Genomic DNA, 22,583 nt, shown 5'->3' with positions numbered 1-22,583 from the left:
ACGCTACAGAAAGAAAAACGGCGGGGGTGCCCCCGCCGTTATTTCTTTCGTACTTCAGGTCACGCTTACTTCAGGCCGCGGAACTTCAGCAGCGGTTCCACCGACGGGTCCTTGCCGCGGAAGTCGCGGTACAGGGTCGACAGCTCCACGCTGTTGCCGCGCGAGAGGATCTTGTCACGGAATTCCTGGCCGTTGGCGGCGGTCAGGCCACCGTGTTCGGTGAACCACTGGTAGGCGTCATGGTCGAGCACTTCGGCCCAGAAGTAGGCGTAGTAACCGGCCGAGTAACCGCCACCCCAGATGTGGTCGAAGTAGGTGGTGCGGTAGCGCGGCGGCACCTGCGGCAGGTCGACCTTGAACTTCTTCAGCGCGCTGGCTTCAAAGGCGCCGACATCCTGCAGCGGCGCATCGGCCTTCTGCGTATGCCAGGCCAGGTCCAGCAGCGCGGCCGACAGGTACTCGGTGGTCGCATAACCCTGGTTGAAGCTGCGTGCCTTGAGGATCTTGTCGACCAGTTCCTGCGGCATCGCCTCGCCGGTCTTGTAGTGCTTGGCGTAGTTGGCGAACACCTTCGGATCCAGTGCCCAGTGCTCGTTGAACTGCGACGGGAACTCGACGAAGTCGCGCGAGGTGGCGGTGCCCGCGATCGACGGGTACTTCACGTTCGAGAACATGCCGTGCAGCGCATGGCCGAACTCATGGAACATGGTGGTGACGTCGTCGAAGCTGATCAGCGCAGGCTGGCCGGCGGCCGGCTTGGTGAAGTTGCAGACGTTGTAGACCACCGGCTTGGCACCGGTCAGGCCATCCTGTTCGACGAACACGTCCATCCAGGCGCCACCGGACTTGCTGTCACGCTTGAAGTAGTCGGTGTAGAACAGCGCCAGCGAGGTGCCGTCCTTGTCGAACACTTCGTACACCTTCATGTCCGGGTTGTAGGTCGGAATGTCGGTGCGCGGCTTGAAGGTGATGCCGTACAGCTGGGTGGCAGCGTAGAAGACGCCGTTCTGCAGCACGTTGTCCAGTTCGAAGTACGGCTTGATCTGCGACTCATCCAGATCGTATTTGGCCTTGCGCACCTGCTCGGCGTAGAAGTCCCAGTCCGAAGCGGCTACCTGGAACCCACCCTTCTGCGCGTCGATCACCTTCTGGATCTCGCCGGCTTCGGCACGCGCCTTGGCGGTGGCGGCCGGCACGGTGTCGGTCAGCAGCTTGAGCGCGGCGGCCGGGGTCTTGGCCATCTGGTCGCCCAGCTGGTAGTCGGCGAAGGTGTCAAAGCCGAGCAGCTTGGCCTTCTGCGCACGCAGCTGGGCCAGGCGCTGCACGGTCTGCCGGGTGTCGTTGGCATCGCCACGCTCGGCGCGGGTTTCCGAAGCCTTCAGCACGGCGGCGCGCTGGTCGCGGTCGCTCAGCGAGCCGAGCACCGGCTGCTGGGTGGTGTTCTGCAGCGGCAGCAGGAACTTGCCATCCAGCTTGCGGTCCTTGGCGGCGTTGGCGGCGTTGTTGATCGCGTCCTCGTCCAGGCCGGCCAGCTTGGCCTTGTCGTCGACAACGACGGCCGCAGCGGCGGTGGCGGCCACCAGGCGGGTATGGAACTGGGTGGAAAGGGTGGTCTCTTCCACGTTGAGCTTGCGCAGGCTGGCCTTGTCGGCGTCGGACAGCTGCGCACCGGCGCGCACCAGGCCGTCGTAGTAGTGCTCGACCAGGCGCTTCTGCACCGGGTCCAGCTCCAGCGTGTCACGCTGATCGTACAGCGACTTCACGCGCGCGAACAGCTTCGGATCGAGATTGATCTCGTCCTGGTGCGCGGCCAGCTTCGGCGCCACTTCTTCCTGGATCTTCTGGCGCGCATCATTGGTGTCGGCCTGGACCAAGCCGAAGAAGATGCGCGACACGCGGGTCAGGGTCTCGCCGCTGCGCTCCATCGCCACGATGGTGTTGTCGAAGGTGGCCGGCTCGCTGCTGTCGGCGATCTTGCGCACGTCGGCCAGGTGCTGGCGCATGCCTTCTTCGAAGGCCGGCAGGTAATCGCTGTCCTTGATCTTGTCGAACTGCGGTGCCTGGAACGGCAGCGTGCTCGCGCTCAGCAGCGGATTGGTGGAGGCTTCCGCCGGCTGCTGGGCCGGGGTCTTCTGGGCTTCGGACACGGGGGTGGACTCCTTGCCGGAACAGGCCGCCAGCGCCAGGCTGATGGCGGCGGCCAGGACTACGGTACGCGACATGTGAAACGCTCCTTGGGCAGACGGTACGGGATACCAGCCCTCCACCCTACTCCTGTCGCGCTCGCCCGGCATGTGCCGGACGTGGCGTCTATTCGGCGGCCTTGCGGCCGGCTCAGACCGTGCCGCGGGTCTTGCCGATCCACGGCCGGTAGAACTCGCGGATGGCGGCCATGTCGGCAGCGTCATCACCGGTCGGCGTGAACACCGGGCCGATGCCGATGGTCTTTTCGGGGTAGTGGAAATACGCGGCCAGGATCGGCACGTCGGCCATCCGGGCGATCTTCAGGAAGCCGGCCTTCCAGTCCTTCACCGCCTTGCGGGTGCCCTCGGGCGTGATGGCGAACCACATCTTCTCGTTGTTGCGCAGCAGGTCCACCGCCTGGCCCACCGTGCCCTGCGGCGAGCTGCGATCGAGCGGGATCACGCCCAGCTTGTGCAGCAGCGGGCCCAGCGGCCACCAGAACAGCGATGCCTTGCCCAGCACCTTCACCTTCATGCCCAGCGCGATCTTCGCCGCCATGCCCCACAGGCCGTCCCAGTTGGACGAATGCGGGGCGATGATGAAGACCAGCCTGGGGATGTCAGGCAGTGTGCCGGTCACCTTCCAGCCACCCATGCGCAGGGTGCAGCGCGCCAGCCAGCGCAGGAAGGCATTGGGTTTGACCTGTGGCATCTGCGGCGGCACGGCCGGCAGCAACGAAGTCGGGTTGTTCAAGCAATCACTCCCAGTCACGTGATGAGCGCCCGCGCTTGATCTGCGCGCGCCCGCGTTTGGCGTCCAGACGACGCAGTTTCGACCCGAGGGTCGGCTTGGTGGCCTTGCGCGGTTTGGGCACGCTCAGCCCGGCCTGGATGAAGGCCGCCAGCCGCTCGCGCGCATCCTCGCGATTGCGATCCTGGGTGCGGAATCGTTGCGCGTCGATGACCAGCACGCCTTCGCCGGTCATGCGCCGGTCACGCCGCGCCAGCAGGCGCGTGCGCAACGGTTCGGGCAACGAGGGCGAGTTGGCCACGTCGAAACGCAGTTCCACCGCGGTGGAAACCTTGTTGACGTTCTGGCCACCGGCGCCACTGGCACGCACGAACCGCTCGACGATCTCGCCGTCGGGGATTTCAAGCTGCGCGCTGATGGTGACCGGTCCACTGCCCATCCGCGCATTGTAGCGGCAGGCACGCGACAGAGTGCGGCATCGCGCCCCGTATGCCGCCGATCAGGCACCGAACACGCCGCCTTCGCCTTGGCTGCGGGTATGCTGGCCGTCCCATGTACCGCAGGAAGCCCCGCATGACCCGCTTCGCACCCGCCCTGCCGTCCCTGCTGCGCCGCGCCGCCCTGCTGCTGGCACTGGCCGTAGCCAGCGTCCCGGCCCTGGCCGCCCCGCCGACCGACGGCGACATCAACCGCCTGCTGTCGGCCTCGCGCGCGCAGAGCATGATCGACACCATGGTGCCGCAGATCGAAGCCATGCAGCAGCAGCAGTTCCAGCAGGTGGCTGCGCAGCGCCAGCTCACTGCCCAGCAGCAGGAACAGCTGAAGCGGATCCAGGCACGGACCAGCCAGACCCTGCGCCAGGCCATGTCCTGGCAGCAGCTGCGGCCGATGTACGTGGACCTGTACAAGAAGACCTTCAGCAAGGAAGACGTGCTGGCGATGGCCGAGTTCTACGAGAGCGCCGCCGGCCAGAGCCTGCTGGACAAGACCCCGGCCCTGATGCAGAACGTGATGGTGGCGATCCAGGCCCGCATGCAGCCGCTGTTCGCGGACCTGCAGAAGGACCTGGAAGCGATCGTCAACGAGCCGGAAAAGAAATGAGGTAGTGCCGGCCGCTGGCCGGCAATGCCAGCGCAACGGGAATCAGGCCGCCGCCGGGCACAGCCCGGCGCCACCTTCAGTCCACCTGCCAGCCGAACAGGTCCAGCGCCTTCTGGAATTCGCGATCCAGCGGCGCACTGACATCCACGCTGCCACCGTCCGGATGCGGAAAACGCAGGCGCTCGGCGTGCAGCAGCATGCGGTGCACGCCCTGCATGCGGAAGATCCGGTTGTGCCGGCCATCACCGTGGCTGGTGTCGCCGATCATGTGGTGCGAGAGATGCTTGAGGTGCCGGCGGATCTGCCGGAAGCGCCCGGTCTGCGGCTGGCAGCGCAGCAGCGCGTAGCGTGAGCTGGTGAATTCACCCACCGGCACCGACAGCTCGCCGGTGGCCAGCCGCTGGAAATCGGTGATCGCCGGCTTCTTCACCGGCTTGCCCGGCCCACCGTCCAGATCATGGTCCACCCGCCAGGACAGCTCGGCCGGCCAGCCACGGCAGACCGTCAGGTAGTCCTTGGCCACTTCACCGCCCATCAGCGCCTTGCCCAGCGCACTGGCGGTCTCGCGGTCGAAGGCCAGCAGCAGGCAGCCACTGGTGGCCCGGTCCAGGCGGTGCACGAGGAAGATCGGCCGCCCCAGCTGCTCACGCAGGCGGTCGGCCAGGAAATCATCTTCGCCACGGGCCAGCTTGCTGTCGTGGACCATCAGCCCGGCGGGCTTGTTGACCACGGCCAGGCGCTCATCCAGGTGCAGCAGCTGCAGGGGCGCGGTTTCAGTCTCGACCGCAGCGAGGGTGTCAGGTTCGGTACTCACCGCGGGATTATACGGGTGCCCTGATCGGGGTCAGATCCCTTTTCCACAGGAAAAGGGATCTGACCCCAGATAGGCAGGTGCGCCGGTCAGGCGTTGCGCACGGCCAGCAGCTCGCCATTGCCCACCGGGACCAGGCTGGTGCTGAAGTCCGGATCAGCGTCCAGCAGCATCCGCAACGGCTCCATCTGCGTGGCGTGCGAGGTGGCGTTGTCCACCACCAGCAGGCCACCCGGACGCAGCACGCGGCGCAGCTGCGGCCACCAGCCGGCGTATTGTTCGCGGTCCGAATCGAGGAACAGCAGATCGATGCTGGCATCGGCGGCCTGCGTCAACCACTGCCCGGCATCGCCCTGCACCAGCGTGATGTACCCGGCCAGCCCGCTGCGCGCGAACGTGGCATGCGCCATCGCCACCTTGTCCTCGGCGTATTCCAGCGTGGTCACGTGGCCATCGATGGCGGCGGCGGCTTCGGCCAGCCATAGCGTGGAATAGCCGTTGGAGGTGCCGATCTCCAGCACCCGGCGCGCAGTGCCGAAGCGCACCAGCACCGACAGGAATTCACCGGTGTCCGGCGTGATGTTGAGCATGCGCCGACCGCGCTCGGTTTCATGCGCGTCGTTTTCAGCACCGAAGCGCGCCAGTTCGTTCTTCAATTCCGAAAGCTGCATCGTCATCGCTTCTTTCATTTGCCGCAGCAAGGGTGGGCATTGTGGCTTGTCCGGCCACATTTCGTATTCCTCCTAGCCCGGCGCTGCGTTCACGTTGCGATAGTTCCCGCCTTCTTCACGCGGGACGCTCCACCTGCCCGCTGCCCTCTTGGTTTCCGCAAGGACACGGCCATGGTTCTCGACATTCTGGCAATCGGCGCCCACCCCGACGACATCGAACTCGGTTGCGGCGGCAGCCTGGCCAAACTGGCCCGCGACGGTGCACGCATCCGTGCGCTGGTGCTCAGCCGTGGTGGCCGTGGCTGCCACGCCGGCATCGATCGCAGCGATGAATCGCATCGTGCGCTGCGCCGCCTGGGCGTGACCGGGGTGATCCAGCAGGACTTTCCGGATACGCGCTTTCCCGCCTGCCGCAACGACATCGTCGCGGTGATCGAGCAGGCCTGCGCGCAGATCGCACCGCATCGCGTCTACACGATGTGCGGCGAAGACCACCACCAGGACCATCGCACCGTCCACGAAGCGTCGATCATCGCCTGCCGCAGCATCCCGCAGATCCTCTGCTACGAGAGCCCCAGCACCCTGCCGCAGTTCGCACCGCAGGTGTTCGAGGACATCAGCGCACAGCTGGACCTGAAGATCCACGCATTGCGCGAGCATGCCAGCCAGGGCGATCGCCACTACATGCAGGAGGACCACCTGCGCTGCCACGCGCAGTTCCGCGGCCAGCAGATCGGCATCGGCCCCAGCGAGGGCTTCGTGCCCTACCGGCTGGTGCTGTGATGAAAACCCTGCTGTTCCTGGCCATGTGTGCCTTCATCCTGGTGCGTGTTTGCGTGCAGGCCTCGCGCCGCCCGAGCACGCGCCTGTACAGCATCGATGCGATCGTGCCGGCCTACAACGAAGCGCCGTGCCTGGAGCGCTCGTTGACCAGCCTGCTGCAGAACCCCTACGTGGCGCGGGTGATCTGCGTGAACGATGGTTCCACCGACAACACGGCCCAGGTACTCGATGCGCTGCAGGCGCGCTGGCCCGGGCGGCTGGTGGCGGTGCACCAGGCCAACACAGGCAAGGGCGGTGCGCTGATGCATGGCCTGCAGCACGCTACCGCCGAGCAGGTGTTCCTGACCGACGCCGACACCCATATCGATCCGCACGGCCATGGCCTGGGCCATCTGCTGGACGAGATCGAACGCGGTGCCGATGCGGTCGGTGGCGTGCCCTCGTCCAGCCTGCAGGGTGCCGGCTTCCTGCCGCATGTGCGTGCCAGTCTGAAGCTGCCGATGATCGTCATCAAGCGCAGCTTCCAGCAGTGGCTCGGCGGCGCGCCGTTCATCGTCTCCGGCTCGTGTGGCCTGTTCCGTACCTCGGTGCTGCGCAAGGTCGGTTTCTCCGACCGCACCCGCGTGGAAGACCTGGACATGTCCTGGTCGCTGGTCGCGCAGGGCTACCGTGTCCGCCAGAGCGTGCGCTGCGTGGTCTACCCGCAGGAATGCAACACGCTGGTGGAGGAATGGCGACGCTGGCGGCGCTGGATCGTCGGCTATGCGGTATGCATGCGCCTGCACCGCGGCCTGTTGCTGACCCGTTTCGGCCTGTTCAGCATCCTGCCGATGATGCTGCTCGCCCTTGCCGGCATCGCGCTGTCGCTGCAGGTCTGGTTCGGTGCGGCCCTGCTGCACGGGCCTGGTGGCCTCGCCCTGTCGGTGATGCCGTTGTTCTGGATTGGCATCGTCATGTTGCTGGCGGTGATCAGTGCGATCCATCACCGTCGCGTGTGGCTGGTACCCGCCGCCGCGTTCTCGATGCTGTACGTGCTCCTCGCCTACGCGATCTGGCTGATGCACGGCGTGGCCGGGCTGTGCACCGGCCGCGAACCGGTGCGCGACAAACCGACCAGGTATCCACATGTGGTGGAATGATCTCGCCGCCATGGCCGACGCGCTTTCGACGCTGCCACCCCACGTCGATCCCAGTGCACAGGTTTCGCCACGCGCGGCAGTGCGGGGCCACGTGCAGATCGGCGCCGGCAGCCGCATCTGCGACGGCGCCCAGCTGCAGGGACCGGTATCGATCGGCCGCGACTGCCTCATCGGCAACAACGCGCTGCTGCGCGGCCCGCTGCACATTGGCGATGGTGTCCGCGTCGGCTTTGCCAGTGAACTGAAGAACGCGCTGATCGGCGACGGCGCCTGCATCGGCCCGCAGTGCTTCATCGCCGACAGCCGCGTCGACGCCCGTGCCTACCTGGGTGCGCTGGTGCGCACCAGCAACCATCGCCTGGATGGTGCAACGGTCGCCGTCCACATCGGCGATACCGTCATCGACAGCCAGCGCGACAAGCTCGGCGCCTGGATCGGCGAAGGCGCCGCGCTGGGTGTCGGCGTGATCATCCTGCCCGGTCGCATCGTCGCGCCGGGCAGCCAGTTCGGACCGCGCATCACCGTGGAACGAAACCTGCCGCCCGGTCGCTACCGGCTGCTGCAGTCGCTGCATTCCCAACCCCTGGAGTAACCCCATGCGATTGATCATCCGTGGCGCACTGCCGTGCGCCCTGCTGCTGGCCGTGTCCAGCGCCCATGCCGGCATCGACCGGGTCTCGGTGCAGCTGGATCATGCCGACTACACCGATGGCTTCGGCAAGCGCGACGTACAGACCGTGGATGTGGCCGGTCGCAGCGGTGACAGCCGCTGGCATCTGGGCCTGGCCCATGGCGAACGCGACTACGGCAGCAAACGCTTCGGCGGCAACCGGGTGCAGGGTTCGCTGCAGCAGCGCTGGAGTCCACGCTTTTCGACCCGCACCGCCTTCACTGCGTCCAACGATGATCCGGTATTCGTCAACCGCCAGGTCAACCAGGACATCCAGTGGAAGGTGGCACCGCAGACCGTGCTGAGCGTGGGCGGCAAGTACGCCCAGTACCATGCCGGTGCATACGTGAGCGGCTGGTCTGTCGGTGCCTCGCACTACTTCCCACGCGTGACCGCCTCACTGCGCCACGAGCGGCATCGCCAGTCCAATGGCCCCGATGGCCATGGCACCACGCTGTCACTGCGCCTGAAGGATGCGCAGGGCCGTGGTTCGACCCAGTTGTGGCTGGGAAGCGGTACCTCCGGCTACACCGCCGATTCCGATCCGCTGCTGCTGCGCGAACACGATGCACGTCGTGCCTTCCTGCGCCGCAGCCAGCCGCTGGGTGAGCATCTGGTGCTGGACATGGGCATCGGCAAGACCTGGCACAAGACGCGCCTGGACAGCTTCCAGAGCGTGCAGTCGCACCTGGGCCTGGGCTATCACTGGTAGAGGCGTGGCCGGTCGGCGGCGTGTGACGCCGCCGACTCTGGATAAACAGGGATCAACGCCACCACGCGCGCGCCAGCGCCAGCGCGCCGACGGCACCGGACACCCAGCTCCACATCGGCAGGTCGCCCCAGTACCAGCCTGGCGGCTGCAGCACGTACACCAGCGCGGCGATGGCCAGCAGGCCGACGCCGGTGATCGCGCCGACCGCGCGCTTCTGCAGGCGCTGCACGCTGGCATCCAGCGCGACCAGATCGCGCGAGCGCATCGCCAGCTCATGGCGGCCCTCCACCTGCTGGGTCAGCCAGGCGTGTACCAGGCGCGGCATGTCCGGCGCGTGGGTCATGATCTCCGGCAGGCGCTTGCCGATCTCGCGTACCACCCTGCGCGGGCTGTAGCGCTCGCGCAGGATCTTCGCCAGCACCGGCTTGGCCACCGCCCAGATATCGATCTGCGGATCCAGCTGGCGGCCGACACCTTCGATGTTCAGCAGGGTCTTCTGCAGCAGGATCAGCTGCGGCTGCAATGTCAGCTGGTAGCGCTGCGCCACGCGGAACAGCTTCATCAACACTTCGGCCAACGAGATCTGCGACAGCGGACGGGTGAAGTACGGCTCGCACACCGAACGCACGGCCGCTTCCAGATCATCGATGCGCACGTTGTCGGGCATCCAGCGCGCCTGCACATGCAGTTCGGCGATGCGGCGGTAATCGCGATTGAAGATGGCCATGAAATTCTCGGCCAGGTAGTACTGATCTTCCTGCGAGAGCTGGCCCATGATGCCGAAGTCCAGCGCGATGAAGCGCGGATTGGCGCGGCGTGACGGATCGGTGTCGACCCAGATGTTGCCGGCGTGCGCATCGGCGTGGAAGAAGTTGTCGCGGAACACCTGGGTGTAGAACACCCGCACACCCTTGGCGGCCAGCGCCTTGCGGTCGATGCCCGCCTTGTCCAGCGCGGCGATGTCGTCGGACGGAATGCCCCACACGCGCTCCAGGGTCAGCGCACGCTCGGCGGTATGGCTCCAGATCACTTCCGGCACGTACAGGTCGTCGCTGTTTTCCCAGAAGCGGCGCAGCACGCTGGCATTGGCGCCTTCGCGCTGCAGGTCCAGCTCGGCGGCCAAGGTGTTCTCGACTTCGGCCACCACTTCGCGCGGGCGGATCTTGTCGGCACGCGGGTGGGTGCGCTCGACCAGGGCGGCCAGCGAGTTGAGCAACGCGATGTCGGCGTCGATCTGCTTCTCGATGCCCGGGCGCAGCACCTTGACCACCACCTGGCGGCCATCGGCCAGCGTGGCCGCATGCACCTGCGCGATCGAGGCCGAGGCCAGCGGTTCGGTATCGAAGCTGGCGAACGCCTCGCTGACCGGCAGACCAAGTGCTTCCTCGACGATGCGGCGCGCGGTATCGCCGTCGAACGGCTTGACCCGGTCCTGCAGCAGGGTCAGCTCGTTGGCCACGTCCGGCGGCACCAGGTCGCGGCGGGTGGACAGGATCTGGCCGAACTTGACGAAGATCGGGCCGAGATCCTGCAGCGCCAGGCGCAGGCGCGCACCGCGCGACTGTGCGGCAATGTCGGCCGAGGCACGCGGCACGAACGGCTTGGCCAGACGCAGCCAGCGCTCGGCCGGCGTGCCCTGCAGCAGGTCGTCAAGGCGGTAGCGCAGGATCACCCGGCCGATGCGGCTGGCCCGCAGCACGGCCTTCATGCGGCACCCCGCAGGCGCAGCACGCGCGCGCCAAGACGCTCGACGTCGTCGCGCAGCACGTCCACATCATCATGGAAGGCATCCAGTTCGGCGCGTGGCACCACGTCGCGTGATTCCTCGGTGATGAATTCGGCGGCGCTGTGGGCCAGGTCGATCACGCCCTGGCGCGCATGCTGCAGGGCGCTGCGCAGGGTGTTGGCCACCTGCACACCCAGCACCTCGCCGAACACGCTGACGAATGGCTGCTGCCAGTCCGGATCGAAGCCCTTGGCCAGCTGCTGCAGGCGGCGCGCCAGTTCGGCGTCACCAGCCACGCGCACCCGGCCCTTGCTGTTGGTATCGCTGCGCCGTGCATTGGCGAGCAGTGGCAGCTGCGCCAACACGCCGGCCAGGCTGCTGCGCACGGCCAGGTCGGCTTCCTGCGCATCTACCGGGCCGACCCGCAGCTGGTCGCCGTCGACGCTGATGCGCATCGCCAACGACGGCGCTTCCAGGGTCAGGTCGATGTGCCGCCCCTCGAGGCTGGCCAGGGCATGGCGGGTATCCGGATCCAGCGCCAGTGCGCGGTTCAGGGCGATCTGCAGGGCGCGGCCAGCGACCGGCTTGAGGGACTTGAGCAGGGAAAGAGCCATGTGCGCATTCTACCCGCGTGGGTGGGGGGCTTGGGCCGGGCTGCCGCCCGGCACCCGCGGTAGTGCCGGCCGCTGGCCGGCAACCTCAACACCAACAGCATGCATTCCGTGGGATGGCGGGGTGGGTCCCGTTGCTGCGCAACGGGCTCTGACCCCAATGCTGATGGGATCTCGCGTTGGTAGATGCCGACCTTGGTCGGCGCTGGATGTCAGGAGGGCCAACCAAGGTTGGCCGCTACCCGAGCCGGCAGCCCGGTGATTCATCTGTGCCTCACCTGGGTGGCTATGGAAGGTTCATGCTGTACGGCCACGCAACGCACAGGACATCGCAGCACCATGGCACGGACCCGGGTCGGCATCATCTTCGGGGGCAAGTCCTCCGAGCACGAAGTTTCACTGCAGTCGGCGAAGAACATCCTCGACGCCCTCGATCGGGAGCGCTTCGAGCCGGTTCTGGTCGGCATCGACAAGCAGGGCCAGTGGCATCTGAGCGAGCCTGCGACCTTCCTGCTCAATGCCGATGATCCGGCACGCATCGCGCTGCATCGCTCCGGCCAGTCGCTGGCGGTCCTTCCCGGTGCCGAACAGGCACAGCTGCAGCCCTCCGATGCGGCCAGCGTGCTGGGCCAGATCGATGTGGTGCTGCCGATCGTGCACGGGCCGCTGGGCGAGGACGGCGCGCTGCAGGGCCTGCTGCGCATGGCCAACCTGCCCTTCGTCGGCTCGCCGGTACTGGGCTCGGCAGTGGCGATGGACAAGGACGTGACCAAGCGCCTGTTGCGCGACGCCGGCCTGCAGGTAGCGCCGTGGTTGTGCATCCGACGCCACCAGGCAGCGGACGTTGATGTCGATGCGGTGATCGCCCAGCTCGGCCTGCCGCTGTTCGTGAAGCCGGCCAACCAGGGTTCGTCGGTGGGCGTGAGCAAGGTCAAGGATGCAGCGGGCTTTGCCGAAGCGCTGGCGCTGGCACTGCGCTACGACCACAAGGTGCTGGTGGAATCGGCGGTGGTCGGCCGCGAGATCGAATGTGCGGTGCTGGGCAACGCGCATCCGCAGGCCAGCCTGTGCGGTGAAGTAGTGGTGCACGACGAGTTCTACGCCTACGACACCAAGTACATCAACGAAGATGGCGCCGAAGTGGTGGTGCCGGCGGATATCGATGGCCACACCCAGGCACGCATCCAGCAGGTCGCATTGCAGGCCTACCAAACGCTGGAGTGTGCAGGCATGGCGCGCGTGGACGTGTTCCTCACCGCAGCCGGCGAGATCGTCATCAACGAGGTCAACACGCTGCCGGGCTTCACCCGCATCAGCATGTACCCGAAGCTGTGGGGTGCCAGCGGTGTCGACTACACCACGCTGATCACCCGCCTGATCGAGCTGGCGCAGGAGCGCCATGCCGCCGATCGCGGATTGCACAGCGCCGTGTAGCGGTGCTCTGTGTAGCGTCGAGCCATGCTCGACGCTACAGAAGGGGCGTGCCGGCCAGCGGCCGGCACCACCCTGCGTTCGTCTAGCCGCGTTTGCGGAACATCGAGATCACTGCCAGTACCAGGAACACAACGAACAGGATCCAGGCGATGTTGCTGGCGGCACCGGCGATGCCGGAGAAGCCGAGCACGGCGGCAATGATGGCGATGACGAAGAAAATAACGGCGTAATGCAGCATGGTGCTCCTCGCAGATGTCCGGGCCGTTGGATGGCGTGGGTCCATCCTCCCGATCTGGCGGTGTGCAACCAGTGATGGCGACCTATGCAGCAGATGAAGCCTTCAGCCTGCGCAGCCCTTCCTCGATGCTGACCTGCGGCACGTAGCCGAAGTCGCGGCGCGCCGGCTCCATGCTGTACCAGTGCGGCGTGCACAGCTGCTCGGCCAGGAAGCGGGTCAGCGGCGGCTCGCCACGCAGGCGCAGCAGCGGCCACAGCCGCTCGCAGACCGCACCGATGCGATAAGCGGTCTTGAAGCTGATCGCCTTGTCTACCGTTGGTGCACCCACAGCGGACAGCAGCTTGTTGACCAGCTCGCGCATCGGCAGCGGTTCGCCGTTGGAAATGAAGTAGGCCTTGCCCGCGCACGCAGCGCCCGGTGCCAATGCCTCGAAGGCGAGGAAGTGGGCGAGCGCGGCGTTGTCGATGTAGGTGGTGTCTACCTTGTTGTTGCCATCACCCACCAGGCGCAGGCGGCCCTGCCGCGCACGCTCGGCCAGCCTCGGCACCAGCTGCTGGTCACCCGGGCCCCAGATCAGGCGCGGGCGCAGCGCCACGGTAGCCAGTGACGCATCGTTGGCGGCAAGCACGCGCTGTTCGGCGATCGCCTTGGTGGCCGCATACGGCGCCTGGAAATCTTCGCCGTACGGCACCTCGTCAGCCCCCAGGCCTTCCACCGGGTGCGTGGCACGATGGGTCACGCTGGGCGTGGAGGTGTAGACCAGCCGGTTGATGCCGTGCGCGCGGCAGGCCGCGAGGACGTTGTCGGTGCCGACCACGTTGGCCTGGTGGTAGCTGTCATAGCTGCCCCAAGCGCCGGCCTTGGCGCCGTTGTGGAACACCGCATCGACACCGGCCACCGCATGCAGCACCGCCTGCGCATCGGCCAGGTCGCCACGGATCTGGCCGACGCCCATCGCCTGCAGTTCCGGGTAATGACTGCGGTTGAACGCCAGCACCTGGTGGCCACGCTCGACCAGGCCGCGGCACAGTGCCTGGCCAAGGAAACCACCACCACCGGTGACCAGGATCTTCATACGCGCTTCTCCAGTTCGGCGCTGGCCCAGACGGCGAGCTTCTCGCGGCCGATCTTGGCGTTGTGACGGATATCGACGGGGAACGCAGGATGTATCAGGAAGTACTGCAGGCCAGCCTCGGCCAGGCATGCCGCTGCCTTGGCACGCAGCGCTTCCTGCAGTGCCGGGCTGTCGGCCTGGCCACGCTGCAGCTCCACGCACAGCACCGGCACCTGCGCACCGGCAGCGCCGACGCCGACCAGCGCAGTGCGCGCCACGCCGGCCACGGTGTTGAACATCGGCTCGACCTGCTCGGTGTACAGCGGCCCGCGCGCGGTTTCCACGCGCTGCGTCTTGCGTCCGCAGAACCACAGTCGGCCCTGCGCATCGAAGTAACCCACATCGCCCATGCGATGCACCACGCGAGTGCTGCCATCAGCCAGCGTCTCACTGATCTTCGCTGCGGCCGTGGCCTGCGGGCGGTTGAAGTAACTGTCGGTGGCGGTCGGCCCCGCCACGGTGATCTCGCCCACCTCGCCGGTGGCCAGCACACGCACCTGCGACCAGTCCGGCAGCGGGGCGTCGTCGATGGCGATGATGCGTACCTCGTTGGGAGCCACCACGTTGCCGACGCAGGTGCCGGCACCGGCCTCGGTCGCCGCGCGGGTGCGTTCCAACTCGCGTCCCTCCACCACCGCCACCGGCAGGCACTCGGTGGCACCGTACGGGGTCCAGAACTGCGCATCGGCCGGCAACAGGCTGCGGATGGTGGCCACCACATCCGGGGGCACCGGCGCACCGGCCGAGGTCACCCGGGTTACCGTCGGCAGTGGCCGCCCGTGCCGGGCCAGCACCCGCATCAGCGCCGGCGAGCCGAACAGCTGGGTCACGCCGAAGCGCTGGATGGCATCGTGCAGGCGAGCCGGGTCGGCCTGCGCCGGCCGCGTCGGGTCCATGTCCGGAATCACCGAGGTCAGGCCCAGCGCCGGGTCGAACAGCGCGAACGGCGGGAAGGTCGGCAGGTCCACGCCGCCCGCCTCCATGCCGAACGCGCTGCCCAGCAGCTGGATCTGGCCGACGAAGTGGCGGTGGCGGTAGACCACGCCCTTGGGCACGCCGGTGGAGCCGCTGGTGAACAGGATCGCGGCCATGTCCTCGCCATCGGTGTCGGCCAGCATCGGCCCCCCCTTGGCGCCGGCGCGCTCCAGCGCGGCCAGGCTGGTACCGCCCCAGCCGAGGCGGCGGCCGACCGTCACCAGGCGGGTCGCCGACGGCGCCCAGCGCAGCACCAGCCGCGCCACGTGCGCCAGCGGAATGCCGATGAAGGCCTGCGGCTGTGCCTCGTCCAGGCACTGTTTCAGCGCGCGCTTGTCGATGCCCGGGTCGACCAGCACCGGCACTGCGCCCAGCTTGAACAGGGCGAACATCAGCAGGAAGAACTCCGGCGACGGCCGCACCATCACCACCGTGCGCACCCCGCGACCGATCCCATAGCCGGCCAGGCCGGCGGCCATGGCATCACTGCGGGCGTCCAGCTGGCGGTAGTCCAGGGTGACGTCGTAGGCCGCCATGCCGTTGCCAGCGCCGCGGCGGCCCGGGCAGCGGATGGCGATCTGGTCGGGGCGTTCACGCGCCAGTTCAGGCAGGCGCGCGGCAATGTTGCAGGGTCGGTTCATCCGTTCATTGTCGCCGCTTACGGAATTTCTTGCGCGGCGGCCCACTTCGTGGAAAATCCGCACCCTCGTTCCTGATTCCGACTGCCGCCCGAGGCGGCTTGCCCATGCAACATCCCTGCATGACCTGCGGCGCCTGCTGCACTCAATACCGCGTGGCCTTCCACTGGATGGAATCGGACGAGGTCACCCCTGGCGGCGTGCCACACCAGCTCACCGAAGTGCTGGACCCACATCGCCTGTGCATGCGCGGCACCCATTCCAAGCCGGTGCGCTGCGTAGCGCTTGATGCGCAGATCGGCGTGTATTCACGCTGCACCATCCATCCCAACCGGCCCAGCGTGTGCCGCGAGGTGGATGCATCGTGGGAGTACGGCAAGGCCAGCCCGCAGTGCGACAAGGCGCGCATCGCCTATGGCCTGGACCCGCTGACGCTGGCCGACTGGCGCTGGCGCGATGACGCCGACAATGACGACGACCATCCGGACGACAACGGCAACAGCCCGTCCTCGCCACCACAGGCTCCGGTCGCCGCGTAGTGGTAGGGCCGGCCGCTGGCCGGCAAGCGCGCTATGCGCGCCGGGTTCATGAGGTTGCCGGCCAGCCGCCGGCACTACCGGGATCCGCCCCGGGAACCGATCAGATCGGGTTCTTGTCCAGGAACGCGCGGATCTCCGGCACCAGCACGTCCTGCTTGTCTTCCAGCACGTAGTGGCCGGCGTCCTCGAAGGCATGCACCTGGGCCCGAGGCAGCGCGGCCTGGAAGCCCTTCAGGAAGTGATGGTCGAACACGAAGTCGCGCAGGCCCCAGCCGAGGAAGGCCGGGCGGTCGGCGAACGAGGGCAGTGCCTTGCCGGCGCGTTCCAGCAGCGACCAGGCCTTGTCGGCCGGCGACAGCGGGATGTCCTGCATGAAGCGGATGGTGCTGATGCGATTGGCCCAGCTGTTGTACGGCGACACGTAGGCGCGGCGCACATCAGCCGGCATCTTCCGTTCCACGCCCAGCCACGAGGCACCGGACGAGAACGCGTTGAAGGTGCGGATGATCCACTCGCCGATCTTCCAGTGGCGGCCCAGCGCGATCTGCCACGGCATCGTCTTCGCCGCCGGCATCGGGAACGCGGCGGTGTTGAGCACCACCAGCCGCTTCACCTGGTCGTGGTGCGACAGCGCCCAGCCGAAGCCGATCATGCCGCCCCAGTCGTGCACCGCCAGCGTCACCGGACCGGTGATGCCCAGGTGCTTCAGCAGCGCGTCGAGATCGTCCACGCGCGACTGCAGGGTGTACTCGTAGCGGCTATCGTCCGGCTTGTCCGACAGGCCCATGCCGATGTGGTCCGGCACGATGCAGCGGTACGTGTCCGACAGGCCGGCCACCAGCGTGCGCCAGTAATAGCTCCACGACGGGTTGCCGTGCACCATCACCACCACCTCGCCATCGCGCGGGCCCTCGTCGAGATAGTTCATCGACAGGCCGGGGCGTACCTCGAAGCGCTGCGGGTGGGCGGGGTAACCGGGAAGCTGGGACATCGAATCGCACCTGTAGAAAGGGCCGGTAGAACCGGCCCCTGGACACTTGGAAAAATCATCGCTGCCAAACGCTCAGCAGGCCAGCGGTGACTTTTTTACCAGACCACTTCTGCCATCGAGCAGTTCAGGCCCGAGCCGATACCCAGAAGCGCGATGCGATCGCCCTTCTTCAGCTTGCCCAGCTGCTTGAGCTTGCTCAGCACGATCGGCACCGAGGCGGGGCCGATGTTGCCGTGCTCGCCGAAGATGGTCATGACCTTCTTCGGGTCGATGCCGAAGTTCTTGATGAACGCGGCGGTGTGCGGCTGGCTGACCTGGTGGATGACGAACTGGTCGAGCTCTTCCACGGCCCAGCCGAGTGCGATCTTGGCGGCGCTGAAGGTCTTCTGCGCCAGCTTGATGCCTTCGATCAGCAGCAGGCGGGTATCGGTGACCATGCGGTCCAGGTTGCCCAGGCACAGCTGGTTCCACTCGGTGGCCGAGCGGGTCACGCCGCCCTTGTAGCGCGGGGCGTCAGGCACCAGCTCCGAGCGCGCCATCACCATCGCGGCGGCGCCTGAACCGGTGGTCAGGGCGGCCAGCTCGTTGCGGAAGTCGTCGGCGGTGACGTCCGGGGCGGTCATGCGCTCCAGGGTCTTTTCGTACACCAGGTTGGCGGTCTCGCCGTCCACCACCAGCGCGTAGTCGATATCACCACGCTCGATCATGCGCGCGGCGATATCCATGCCGTTGATGAAGGCCAGGCAGGCATTGGCGACGTCGAAGGTCATGCATTCGTCGCTGACGCCGAGGTTGCCCGACACGATGGAGGCGGTGGACGGCTCCAGGTAGTCGCGGCTGACCGAGGTGTTGACCAGCAGGCCAACCTGGGTCGCGGTGATGCCCGCATCTTCCAGTGCCTTGCGGCCGGCCATGGTGGCAGCGTCCGACGCAAGCACGCCGTTGTCCCACAGGCGGCGGGCGTGGATGCCGGCGATGTCGCCGAGCACATCGGTGCGGATACCCAGGCGATCCAACGTCGGCTGCAGGCGTTCGTTGATTTCCTTGGTCGTCAGCGTATGCGGCGCGTCGACGTGTGCCAGGCCGGCGATCGAGACATTCTTGAAGAGCATCGAGGTTAGCGCCAAGGCTCAGGCAAAAGGGGGCGCTATTCTATAACCCCCGGGCTTTCACCGCATCTTTACGAATTCAGCCTTGGCCGTATGGTGAAGCGTTCAGCGCGGCGGGCACTGGAAGGCGGCGAAACGCTGGCTGCCATCTGCGGGGGCCGCGGCGGCCTGCACGGCATTGGCGCCGGCGCTCGGGGCCTCGTTGCGGGCCAGGGTTTCCAGCTCTTCCTGCACCCGCAGCGGGTTGCGGTTGTAGAAGCCGACCTTGCTCTTCACGGTCACCACCACCTCGCCCTTGGCGATGCAGCCGGCCGGAACCGGCCCTGCCGGCAGCACGCGGGTCGCCTTGCCGGCCGGTTCGATCGGCACCCAGGTACAGGCGGTGACGGTGAGCAGCAGGGAAGAAAGCAGCAGAACGCGCATGGGCAGATCCTGGAAGGGTATGGGGGGATTCTGCCTGAACAGCCTGAATCGGGGGTAGCCGGTGCGGGTCGGATTCCCCGCAGGGGGCGCTGACCCCGCCGTCGGGTCACGGAGTTGCCGGCCAGCGGCCGGCACTACCGGGGGAGCCGGCCCGCCACATGGCGGGCCGGGTATTGCCTTACTTCTTGACCGGGTTGCCTTCGGCGTCGATCACCGTCACCTCGCCCAGGTTCAGCGCACGCACGGCCGCTTCGGTCTGCTTGAGGTCACCCACCACCACCCAGGTCAGGGCCTGCGGCTTGATCTCGGTGGCGGCCTGCTGCACCTGCGCCGGGGTCATCGCCTCGATCTCGGCCTTACGGCGCAGCACGTAGTCGTCCGGGCGCTTGAACTGCACGATCGAGCCGATGGTCGCGGCCACCGCACTGGCGGTCTCGTAGGCACCGGGCAAGCTCAGGGTCTGGATGTTGCGGATGCGGTTGACCTCGGCGGCGGTGGCCGGCTTGCTGCCATCAGCGAACGCGGCGATTTCCTTGCGCATTTCCGCCATCGCCGGGCCGGTCTTGTCGATCTGCACCGGCGCACTGGCCATCCACGGGCGCTGGCCCACCGAGTTGATCGCGCTGCTGCGCGCACCATACGACCAGTGCTTGTCCTCACGCAGGTTCATGTTCAGGCGCGAGGTGAAGTCACCGCCGATCACGCCATTGGCGATGTCGAAGCGGGTCGAGCTGGATGCGCTGGAGGGCGCGACCACCTGGCCAGCGAACAGATTGGCCTGCACCGCGCCTGGCTGGTCGATCAGGAACACGCGCGGTCCCTTCGGCAGCGCGACATCGGTGGCCGCCTTCACCTGCGGGGCATCGCCGCTGGCCTTCCAGTCGGCCAGCTGCTTGTCCAGCAGCGGCACGATCTCGGCCAGGGTGGTGTCACCGACCACGATCAGGGTGCCGTTCTGCGGGCGCAGCCAGTCGTGGTGGAAATCGACCAGATCTTCGCGGGTCAGGCCGTTGATCGCCGCCTCGTCACCACTACCGGTGAACGGAATGGCATACGGGTGGCCCTTGCCGTACAGCAGCGGCGGCAGCACGCGCATCGCCACCGCACCCGGGTTGACCTTCTCCTGCTGGATGCCGGCGATCCAGGTCGCCTTGACCCGGTCGATCTCGCCCTGCTCGAAGCGCGGTTCGCGCAGCAGGTCGCGGTACAGCGCCAGCGACGGTGCCAGGTTTTCCTTCAGCGCCGACAGGTCCACGCTCATCGAATCCAGGCCGGCCGAGGCATCCAGGCTGGCGCCCAGTGCGTCAGCGGCATCGGCGAAGGCCAGCGAACCCAGCTTGCCGGCGCCTTCGGTCATCAGGCTCATGGTGAAGTTGGCAGTGCCCGGCTTGCGGCCCTGGTCGGCACTGAAGCCGCCCGGGAACTGGTAGCTGAACTGCACCACCGGGATCTCGTGGCGCTCGGCCAGGATCACCTGCGTACCGTTCTTCAGCGTGGCGCGCTGCAGTGCCGGGAACTTCAGCTGCGGGAACTCGCGGGTCTGCGGCACGCCGGCCTTGCGGTCGACCTGCTCCGGCAGGGTGCTGTACTTCGGGTCCACTGCCGGCACATTGAACGGCTTCGGTGCCTGGCTGGGATCTTCCTTCAGTGCCACGCGTTCACCCGGTGCGATCACCAGGGTGTGGCTGCCCTTGTCCAGCCACTGCGCGCCGAGCCGGCTCAGATCAGCGGCACTGGCCTTTTCGATGTTGGCCAGCGAGGTGCGGAAGCAGCCCGGGTCGCCGGTGAACACCGCGCACTCGGCCAGTGCGTCGGCCTTGCCGCCGAAGCCACCGATGCGCTCGATGCCGCGGATGAAACCGGCGCGGGCACCGGTCTTCGCGCGCTCCAGCTCGGCCGCGGTCGGGCCCTGCTTGATCAGCCGGTCCAGTTCCTCGTCGATGATCTTCTCGACCTTGGCCGGGTCCTGGCCCTGCTTGACCGTCGCCATGATCACGAAGTTCGAACCCAGCTGCGAGGTCGACAGGCCCGACGCGATGCTGTCCACCAGCTTGTCCTGGTGCTGCAGGCGCTGGCTCAGGCGCGAGGACTTGGCACCGCCCAGCACCTGCGCGAACAGCTGCAGCTGATCGACCTCGGTGGTGCCGACCTGCGGCACGTTCCAGGCGCGGTAGATGCGCGCCTGCGGCACCTTGTCGGTCATCGTCTCGCGGGTGTCGGCGCTGCGCTTGGCCACGTTCACGGCCGGCTGCGCCATGGTCGGGCCGGCCGGGATGCTGCCGAAGTACTTGCCGACCTTTTCCTTGGCGGTGGCCAGGTCGATGTCGCCGGCCAGCACCAGCACTGCATTGTTCGGGCCGTACCAGGTGCGGAACCAGGTCTTCACGTCATCCAGCGAAGCAGCGTTGAGATCGTTCATCGAACCGATCACGCCGTGGTGGTACGGGTGTCCGGCCGGATACATCGCCTTGTTGAGCTGGTCCCAGGCCTGGCCGTAGGGCTGGTTCTCGCCCTGGCGCTTCTCGTTCTGCACCACCCCACGCTGCTCGTCCAGCGCGGCCTGGTCAATCGCACCGACCAGATGGCCCATGCGGTCCGATTCCATCCACAGCGCCATGTCCAGCGCAGTGGTCGGCACGTTCTCGAAATAGTTGGTGCGATCGGTGTTGGTGGTGCCGTTCTGGTTGGTGGCACCGACCTGCTTGAACGGTTCGAAGAATTCGCCGTCGTGGTTTTCGCTGCCCTGGAACATCAGGTGTTCAAACAGGTGCGCGAAGCCGGTACGGCCCGCCGGCTCGTCCTTGCTGCCCACGTGGTACCAGACATTGACCGCGACGATCGGCGCCTTGCGATCGGTATGCACGATCACGCGCAGGCCGTTGGGCAGGGTGAACTGCTCGTACGGGATATCGACCTTGGCCGGTGCCGCCGGCTTGGCGGCAAGCGCAGAGGTGGGCGCAAGCGTACCCAGGGCGGTGCTGAGGGCGACGGCCAGCAGTGCAGCGCGCGGGCGAAGGGCGAGAGACATATCCGGATCCTTGGTCACATAGGTGAACCCCGATCCTAGCCTGCGCAGGCAGCGGCAGGAATCGGTCGCCAGTCACTGGGGGTGTTTGCCCCGATGGCCATCCAGCCCGGCGCCCACGGGCACTTCTGAAACGTCACATGCGCCGGCTCAAGGCGTCCGGACAGTGTCCGCGGCGTATCGAATGGACAGGTGTCCGCCCACCGGACACTTTCGGAACCACATAAAAGCCTTGCAAATCAATAACTAAAAGTTGGCACGGGGATTGCTTGGTATTTCCTGCGCCAGGAAGGGCTTCAGACGAAAGATGACTGAAGGCTGAACAAATGCAGGAAATCGAAAATTCTCCTTGCATCCCCAGAATTGGTGTACTACCTTACTACCACACCACTGATCACCAACACTAAACAGGCCCCGTCATGAACGCCAAGACCATTGCCATCGCCATCGCCCTGATCGCCGGCACCGCGGTTGTTTCGTCGGTGCAGGCCTCCGAATCCATCAAGACCCTGTCCACCGTGCAGGTCCGCCCGGCCGCCGACCAGCTGGCCCAGCAGGCCTGGGAACAGGCCAGCGGCATCCCGACCCTGGCCACCGTGGAAGTGCGCCCGAGCGCCGACCAGCTGGCCGAGCGCAGCGGCTACGTCGCCGCCCCGGTCGCCGCCGCGATGCCGATCACCACCCTGGCCTCGGTGGAAGTGCGCCCGAGCCTGGAACAGCGCGTCGCCCTGGCCGCCGAACTGGAAGCCCAGCGCTACGCCGCCACCCTGGCTGTCGCCGCTACCAACGTCGCCCACTCGGTCATCGTCAACCTGCCGGCCCTGCAGGTGCGTCCGAGCGCCGCCGACCTGCAGGCCCTGGCCACCGAAACCGCCCAGGTCCTGCTGCGCCCGTAAGCGGTGCCGCCCTGCCCCGTGCAGGGCGTGCGCCGTAAAGGCG

At 67.0% G+C, this 22,583-nt stretch carries 22 protein-coding genes; 8 read left to right on the top strand and 14 right to left on the bottom strand.

Annotated elements, in window-relative coordinates; all coding sequences use genetic code 11:
• Positions 1 to 65: 65 nt before the first annotated feature.
• The 3 genes from dcp to arfB form a co-directional block, all read right to left on the bottom strand.
• Positions 66 to 2,222: a peptidyl-dipeptidase Dcp gene (gene dcp / locus EGM71_RS00885; RefSeq protein ID WP_188487131.1), complete on the bottom strand. Its 2,157-nt coding sequence runs from the start codon at positions 2,220 to 2,222 to the stop codon at positions 66 to 68.
• A 112-nt stretch (positions 2,223 to 2,334) separates the two neighbouring features.
• Entirely contained in the window at positions 2,335 to 2,895 is a 561-nt protein-coding gene (locus EGM71_RS00880; protein ID WP_223224572.1) for a lysophospholipid acyltransferase family protein, read from the bottom strand.
• Between the two features lie 46 nt (positions 2,896 to 2,941).
• Positions 2,942 to 3,373: an alternative ribosome rescue aminoacyl-tRNA hydrolase ArfB gene (gene arfB / locus EGM71_RS00875; RefSeq protein ID WP_032962216.1), complete on the bottom strand. Its 432-nt coding sequence runs from the start codon at positions 3,371 to 3,373 to the stop codon at positions 2,942 to 2,944.
• A gap of 113 nt (positions 3,374 to 3,486) precedes the next feature.
• Between arfB and EGM71_RS00870 the strand changes: the two genes are divergently transcribed.
• Complete coding sequence (locus EGM71_RS00870; protein WP_188487128.1) at positions 3,487 to 4,035, top strand: DUF2059 domain-containing protein; 549 nt, start codon at positions 3,487 to 3,489, stop codon at positions 4,033 to 4,035.
• Positions 4,036 to 4,111: 76 nt separating this feature from the next.
• Here the strand turns inward: EGM71_RS00870 and EGM71_RS00865 are convergent, their stop codons facing one another.
• Both EGM71_RS00865 and EGM71_RS00860 read right to left on the bottom strand, forming a co-directional pair.
• Positions 4,112 to 4,849, bottom strand: a complete 738-nt coding sequence (locus tag EGM71_RS00865; protein WP_188487126.1) for a pseudouridine synthase — start codon at positions 4,847 to 4,849, stop codon at positions 4,112 to 4,114.
• An 86-nt stretch (positions 4,850 to 4,935) separates the two neighbouring features.
• Positions 4,936 to 5,523, bottom strand: a complete 588-nt coding sequence (locus EGM71_RS00860) for an O-methyltransferase (RefSeq protein WP_188487124.1) — start codon at positions 5,521 to 5,523, stop codon at positions 4,936 to 4,938.
• A 165-nt stretch (positions 5,524 to 5,688) separates the two neighbouring features.
• Here EGM71_RS00860 and EGM71_RS00855 point away from each other — a divergent pair, with 165 nt between their 5' ends.
• From EGM71_RS00855 to EGM71_RS00840, 4 genes are read left to right on the top strand one after another with little or no spacing between them, the layout of a single operon-like run.
• Entirely contained in the window at positions 5,689 to 6,300 is a 612-nt protein-coding gene (locus EGM71_RS00855) for a PIG-L deacetylase family protein (RefSeq protein ID WP_188487122.1), read from the top strand.
• Complete coding sequence (locus tag EGM71_RS00850; RefSeq protein WP_188487120.1) at positions 6,300 to 7,439, top strand: glycosyltransferase; 1,140 nt, start codon at positions 6,300 to 6,302, stop codon at positions 7,437 to 7,439. Before EGM71_RS00855 ends, EGM71_RS00850 begins: the two co-directional genes overlap by 1 nt.
• Before the next feature lie 10 nt (positions 7,440 to 7,449).
• Complete coding sequence (locus tag EGM71_RS00845) at positions 7,450 to 8,031, top strand: acetyltransferase (protein ID WP_223224521.1); 582 nt, start codon at positions 7,450 to 7,452, stop codon at positions 8,029 to 8,031.
• 4 nt (positions 8,032 to 8,035) lie between these two features.
• Positions 8,036 to 8,821: a YaiO family outer membrane beta-barrel protein gene (locus EGM71_RS00840; protein WP_188487116.1), complete on the top strand. Its 786-nt coding sequence runs from the start codon at positions 8,036 to 8,038 to the stop codon at positions 8,819 to 8,821.
• Positions 8,822 to 8,873: 52 nt separating this feature from the next.
• Here the strand turns inward: EGM71_RS00840 and ubiB are convergent, their stop codons facing one another.
• Together ubiB and EGM71_RS00830 are read right to left on the bottom strand one after the other, a co-directional pair.
• Entirely contained in the window at positions 8,874 to 10,529 is a 1,656-nt protein-coding gene (gene ubiB, locus EGM71_RS00835) for a ubiquinone biosynthesis regulatory protein kinase UbiB (RefSeq protein WP_188487114.1), read from the bottom strand.
• On the bottom strand, positions 10,526 to 11,161 hold the full coding sequence (locus EGM71_RS00830) for a ubiquinone biosynthesis accessory factor UbiJ (RefSeq protein WP_188487112.1): 636 nt from the start codon (positions 11,159 to 11,161) through the stop codon (positions 10,526 to 10,528). Before EGM71_RS00830 ends, ubiB begins: the two co-directional genes overlap by 4 nt.
• Before the next feature lie 336 nt (positions 11,162 to 11,497).
• On the opposite strand from EGM71_RS00830, the gene ddlA reads away from it, so the two are divergent.
• The gene (gene ddlA, locus EGM71_RS00825; RefSeq protein WP_188487110.1) at positions 11,498 to 12,592 is read left to right on the top strand and encodes a D-alanine--D-alanine ligase; all 1,095 of its coding nucleotides are present in this window, start codon (positions 11,498 to 11,500) and stop codon (positions 12,590 to 12,592) included.
• A gap of 82 nt (positions 12,593 to 12,674) precedes the next feature.
• Here ddlA and EGM71_RS00820 read toward each other — a convergent pair whose 3' ends face one another.
• The 3 genes from EGM71_RS00820 to oleC all read right to left on the bottom strand — a co-directional run bounded on the left by EGM71_RS00820 (position 12,675) and on the right by oleC (position 15,560).
• Entirely contained in the window at positions 12,675 to 12,830 is a 156-nt protein-coding gene (locus tag EGM71_RS00820; RefSeq protein ID WP_004153593.1) for a DUF1328 domain-containing protein, read from the bottom strand.
• Positions 12,831 to 12,912: 82 nt separating this feature from the next.
• Positions 12,913 to 13,905, bottom strand: coding sequence for a 2-alkyl-3-oxoalkanoate reductase (oleD, locus tag EGM71_RS00815; RefSeq protein WP_188487108.1), 993 nt, complete (start codon positions 13,903 to 13,905; stop codon positions 12,913 to 12,915).
• Complete coding sequence (oleC, locus tag EGM71_RS00810; protein ID WP_188487106.1) at positions 13,902 to 15,560, bottom strand: olefin beta-lactone synthetase; 1,659 nt, start codon at positions 15,558 to 15,560, stop codon at positions 13,902 to 13,904. The genes oleD and oleC overlap by 4 nt, the downstream gene beginning before the upstream one ends.
• A gap of 104 nt (positions 15,561 to 15,664) precedes the next feature.
• Between oleC and EGM71_RS00805 the strand changes: the two genes are divergently transcribed.
• Positions 15,665 to 16,096, top strand: coding sequence for a YkgJ family cysteine cluster protein (locus tag EGM71_RS00805; RefSeq protein ID WP_029380125.1), 432 nt, complete (start codon positions 15,665 to 15,667; stop codon positions 16,094 to 16,096).
• Positions 16,097 to 16,196: 100 nt separating this feature from the next.
• Here the strand turns inward: EGM71_RS00805 and EGM71_RS00800 are convergent, their stop codons facing one another.
• The 4 genes from EGM71_RS00800 to EGM71_RS00785 form a co-directional block, all read right to left on the bottom strand.
• On the bottom strand, positions 16,197 to 17,087 hold the full coding sequence (locus EGM71_RS00800) for an alpha/beta fold hydrolase (protein ID WP_188487104.1): 891 nt from the start codon (positions 17,085 to 17,087) through the stop codon (positions 16,197 to 16,199).
• 95 nt (positions 17,088 to 17,182) lie between these two features.
• The gene (locus EGM71_RS00795) at positions 17,183 to 18,199 is read right to left on the bottom strand and encodes a 3-oxoacyl-ACP synthase III (protein WP_010487115.1); all 1,017 of its coding nucleotides are present in this window, start codon (positions 18,197 to 18,199) and stop codon (positions 17,183 to 17,185) included.
• 102 nt (positions 18,200 to 18,301) lie between these two features.
• Positions 18,302 to 18,619, bottom strand: a complete 318-nt coding sequence (locus EGM71_RS00790) for a DUF4156 domain-containing protein (RefSeq protein WP_005407628.1) — start codon at positions 18,617 to 18,619, stop codon at positions 18,302 to 18,304.
• A gap of 178 nt (positions 18,620 to 18,797) precedes the next feature.
• Positions 18,798 to 21,647 carry a M16 family metallopeptidase gene (locus EGM71_RS00785; RefSeq protein WP_188487102.1) on the bottom strand — a complete coding sequence of 950 codons (2,850 nt, stop codon included), beginning with the start codon at positions 21,645 to 21,647 and terminating at the stop codon, positions 18,798 to 18,800.
• Positions 21,648 to 22,063: 416 nt separating this feature from the next.
• Here EGM71_RS00785 and EGM71_RS00780 point away from each other — a divergent pair, with 416 nt between their 5' ends.
• Positions 22,064 to 22,540, top strand: coding sequence for a hypothetical protein (locus EGM71_RS00780; protein ID WP_188487100.1), 477 nt, complete (start codon positions 22,064 to 22,066; stop codon positions 22,538 to 22,540).
• Positions 22,541 to 22,583: the final 43 nt, after the last annotated feature.

The organism is Stenotrophomonas maltophilia (genome assembly GCF_006970445.1).
Taxonomy (GTDB): Bacteria; Pseudomonadota; Gammaproteobacteria; order Xanthomonadales; family Xanthomonadaceae; genus Stenotrophomonas; species Stenotrophomonas maltophilia_AU.
Note: the sequence above shows the minus strand (reverse complement) of the source record. Positions and strands in the feature narration are given on the sequence as shown.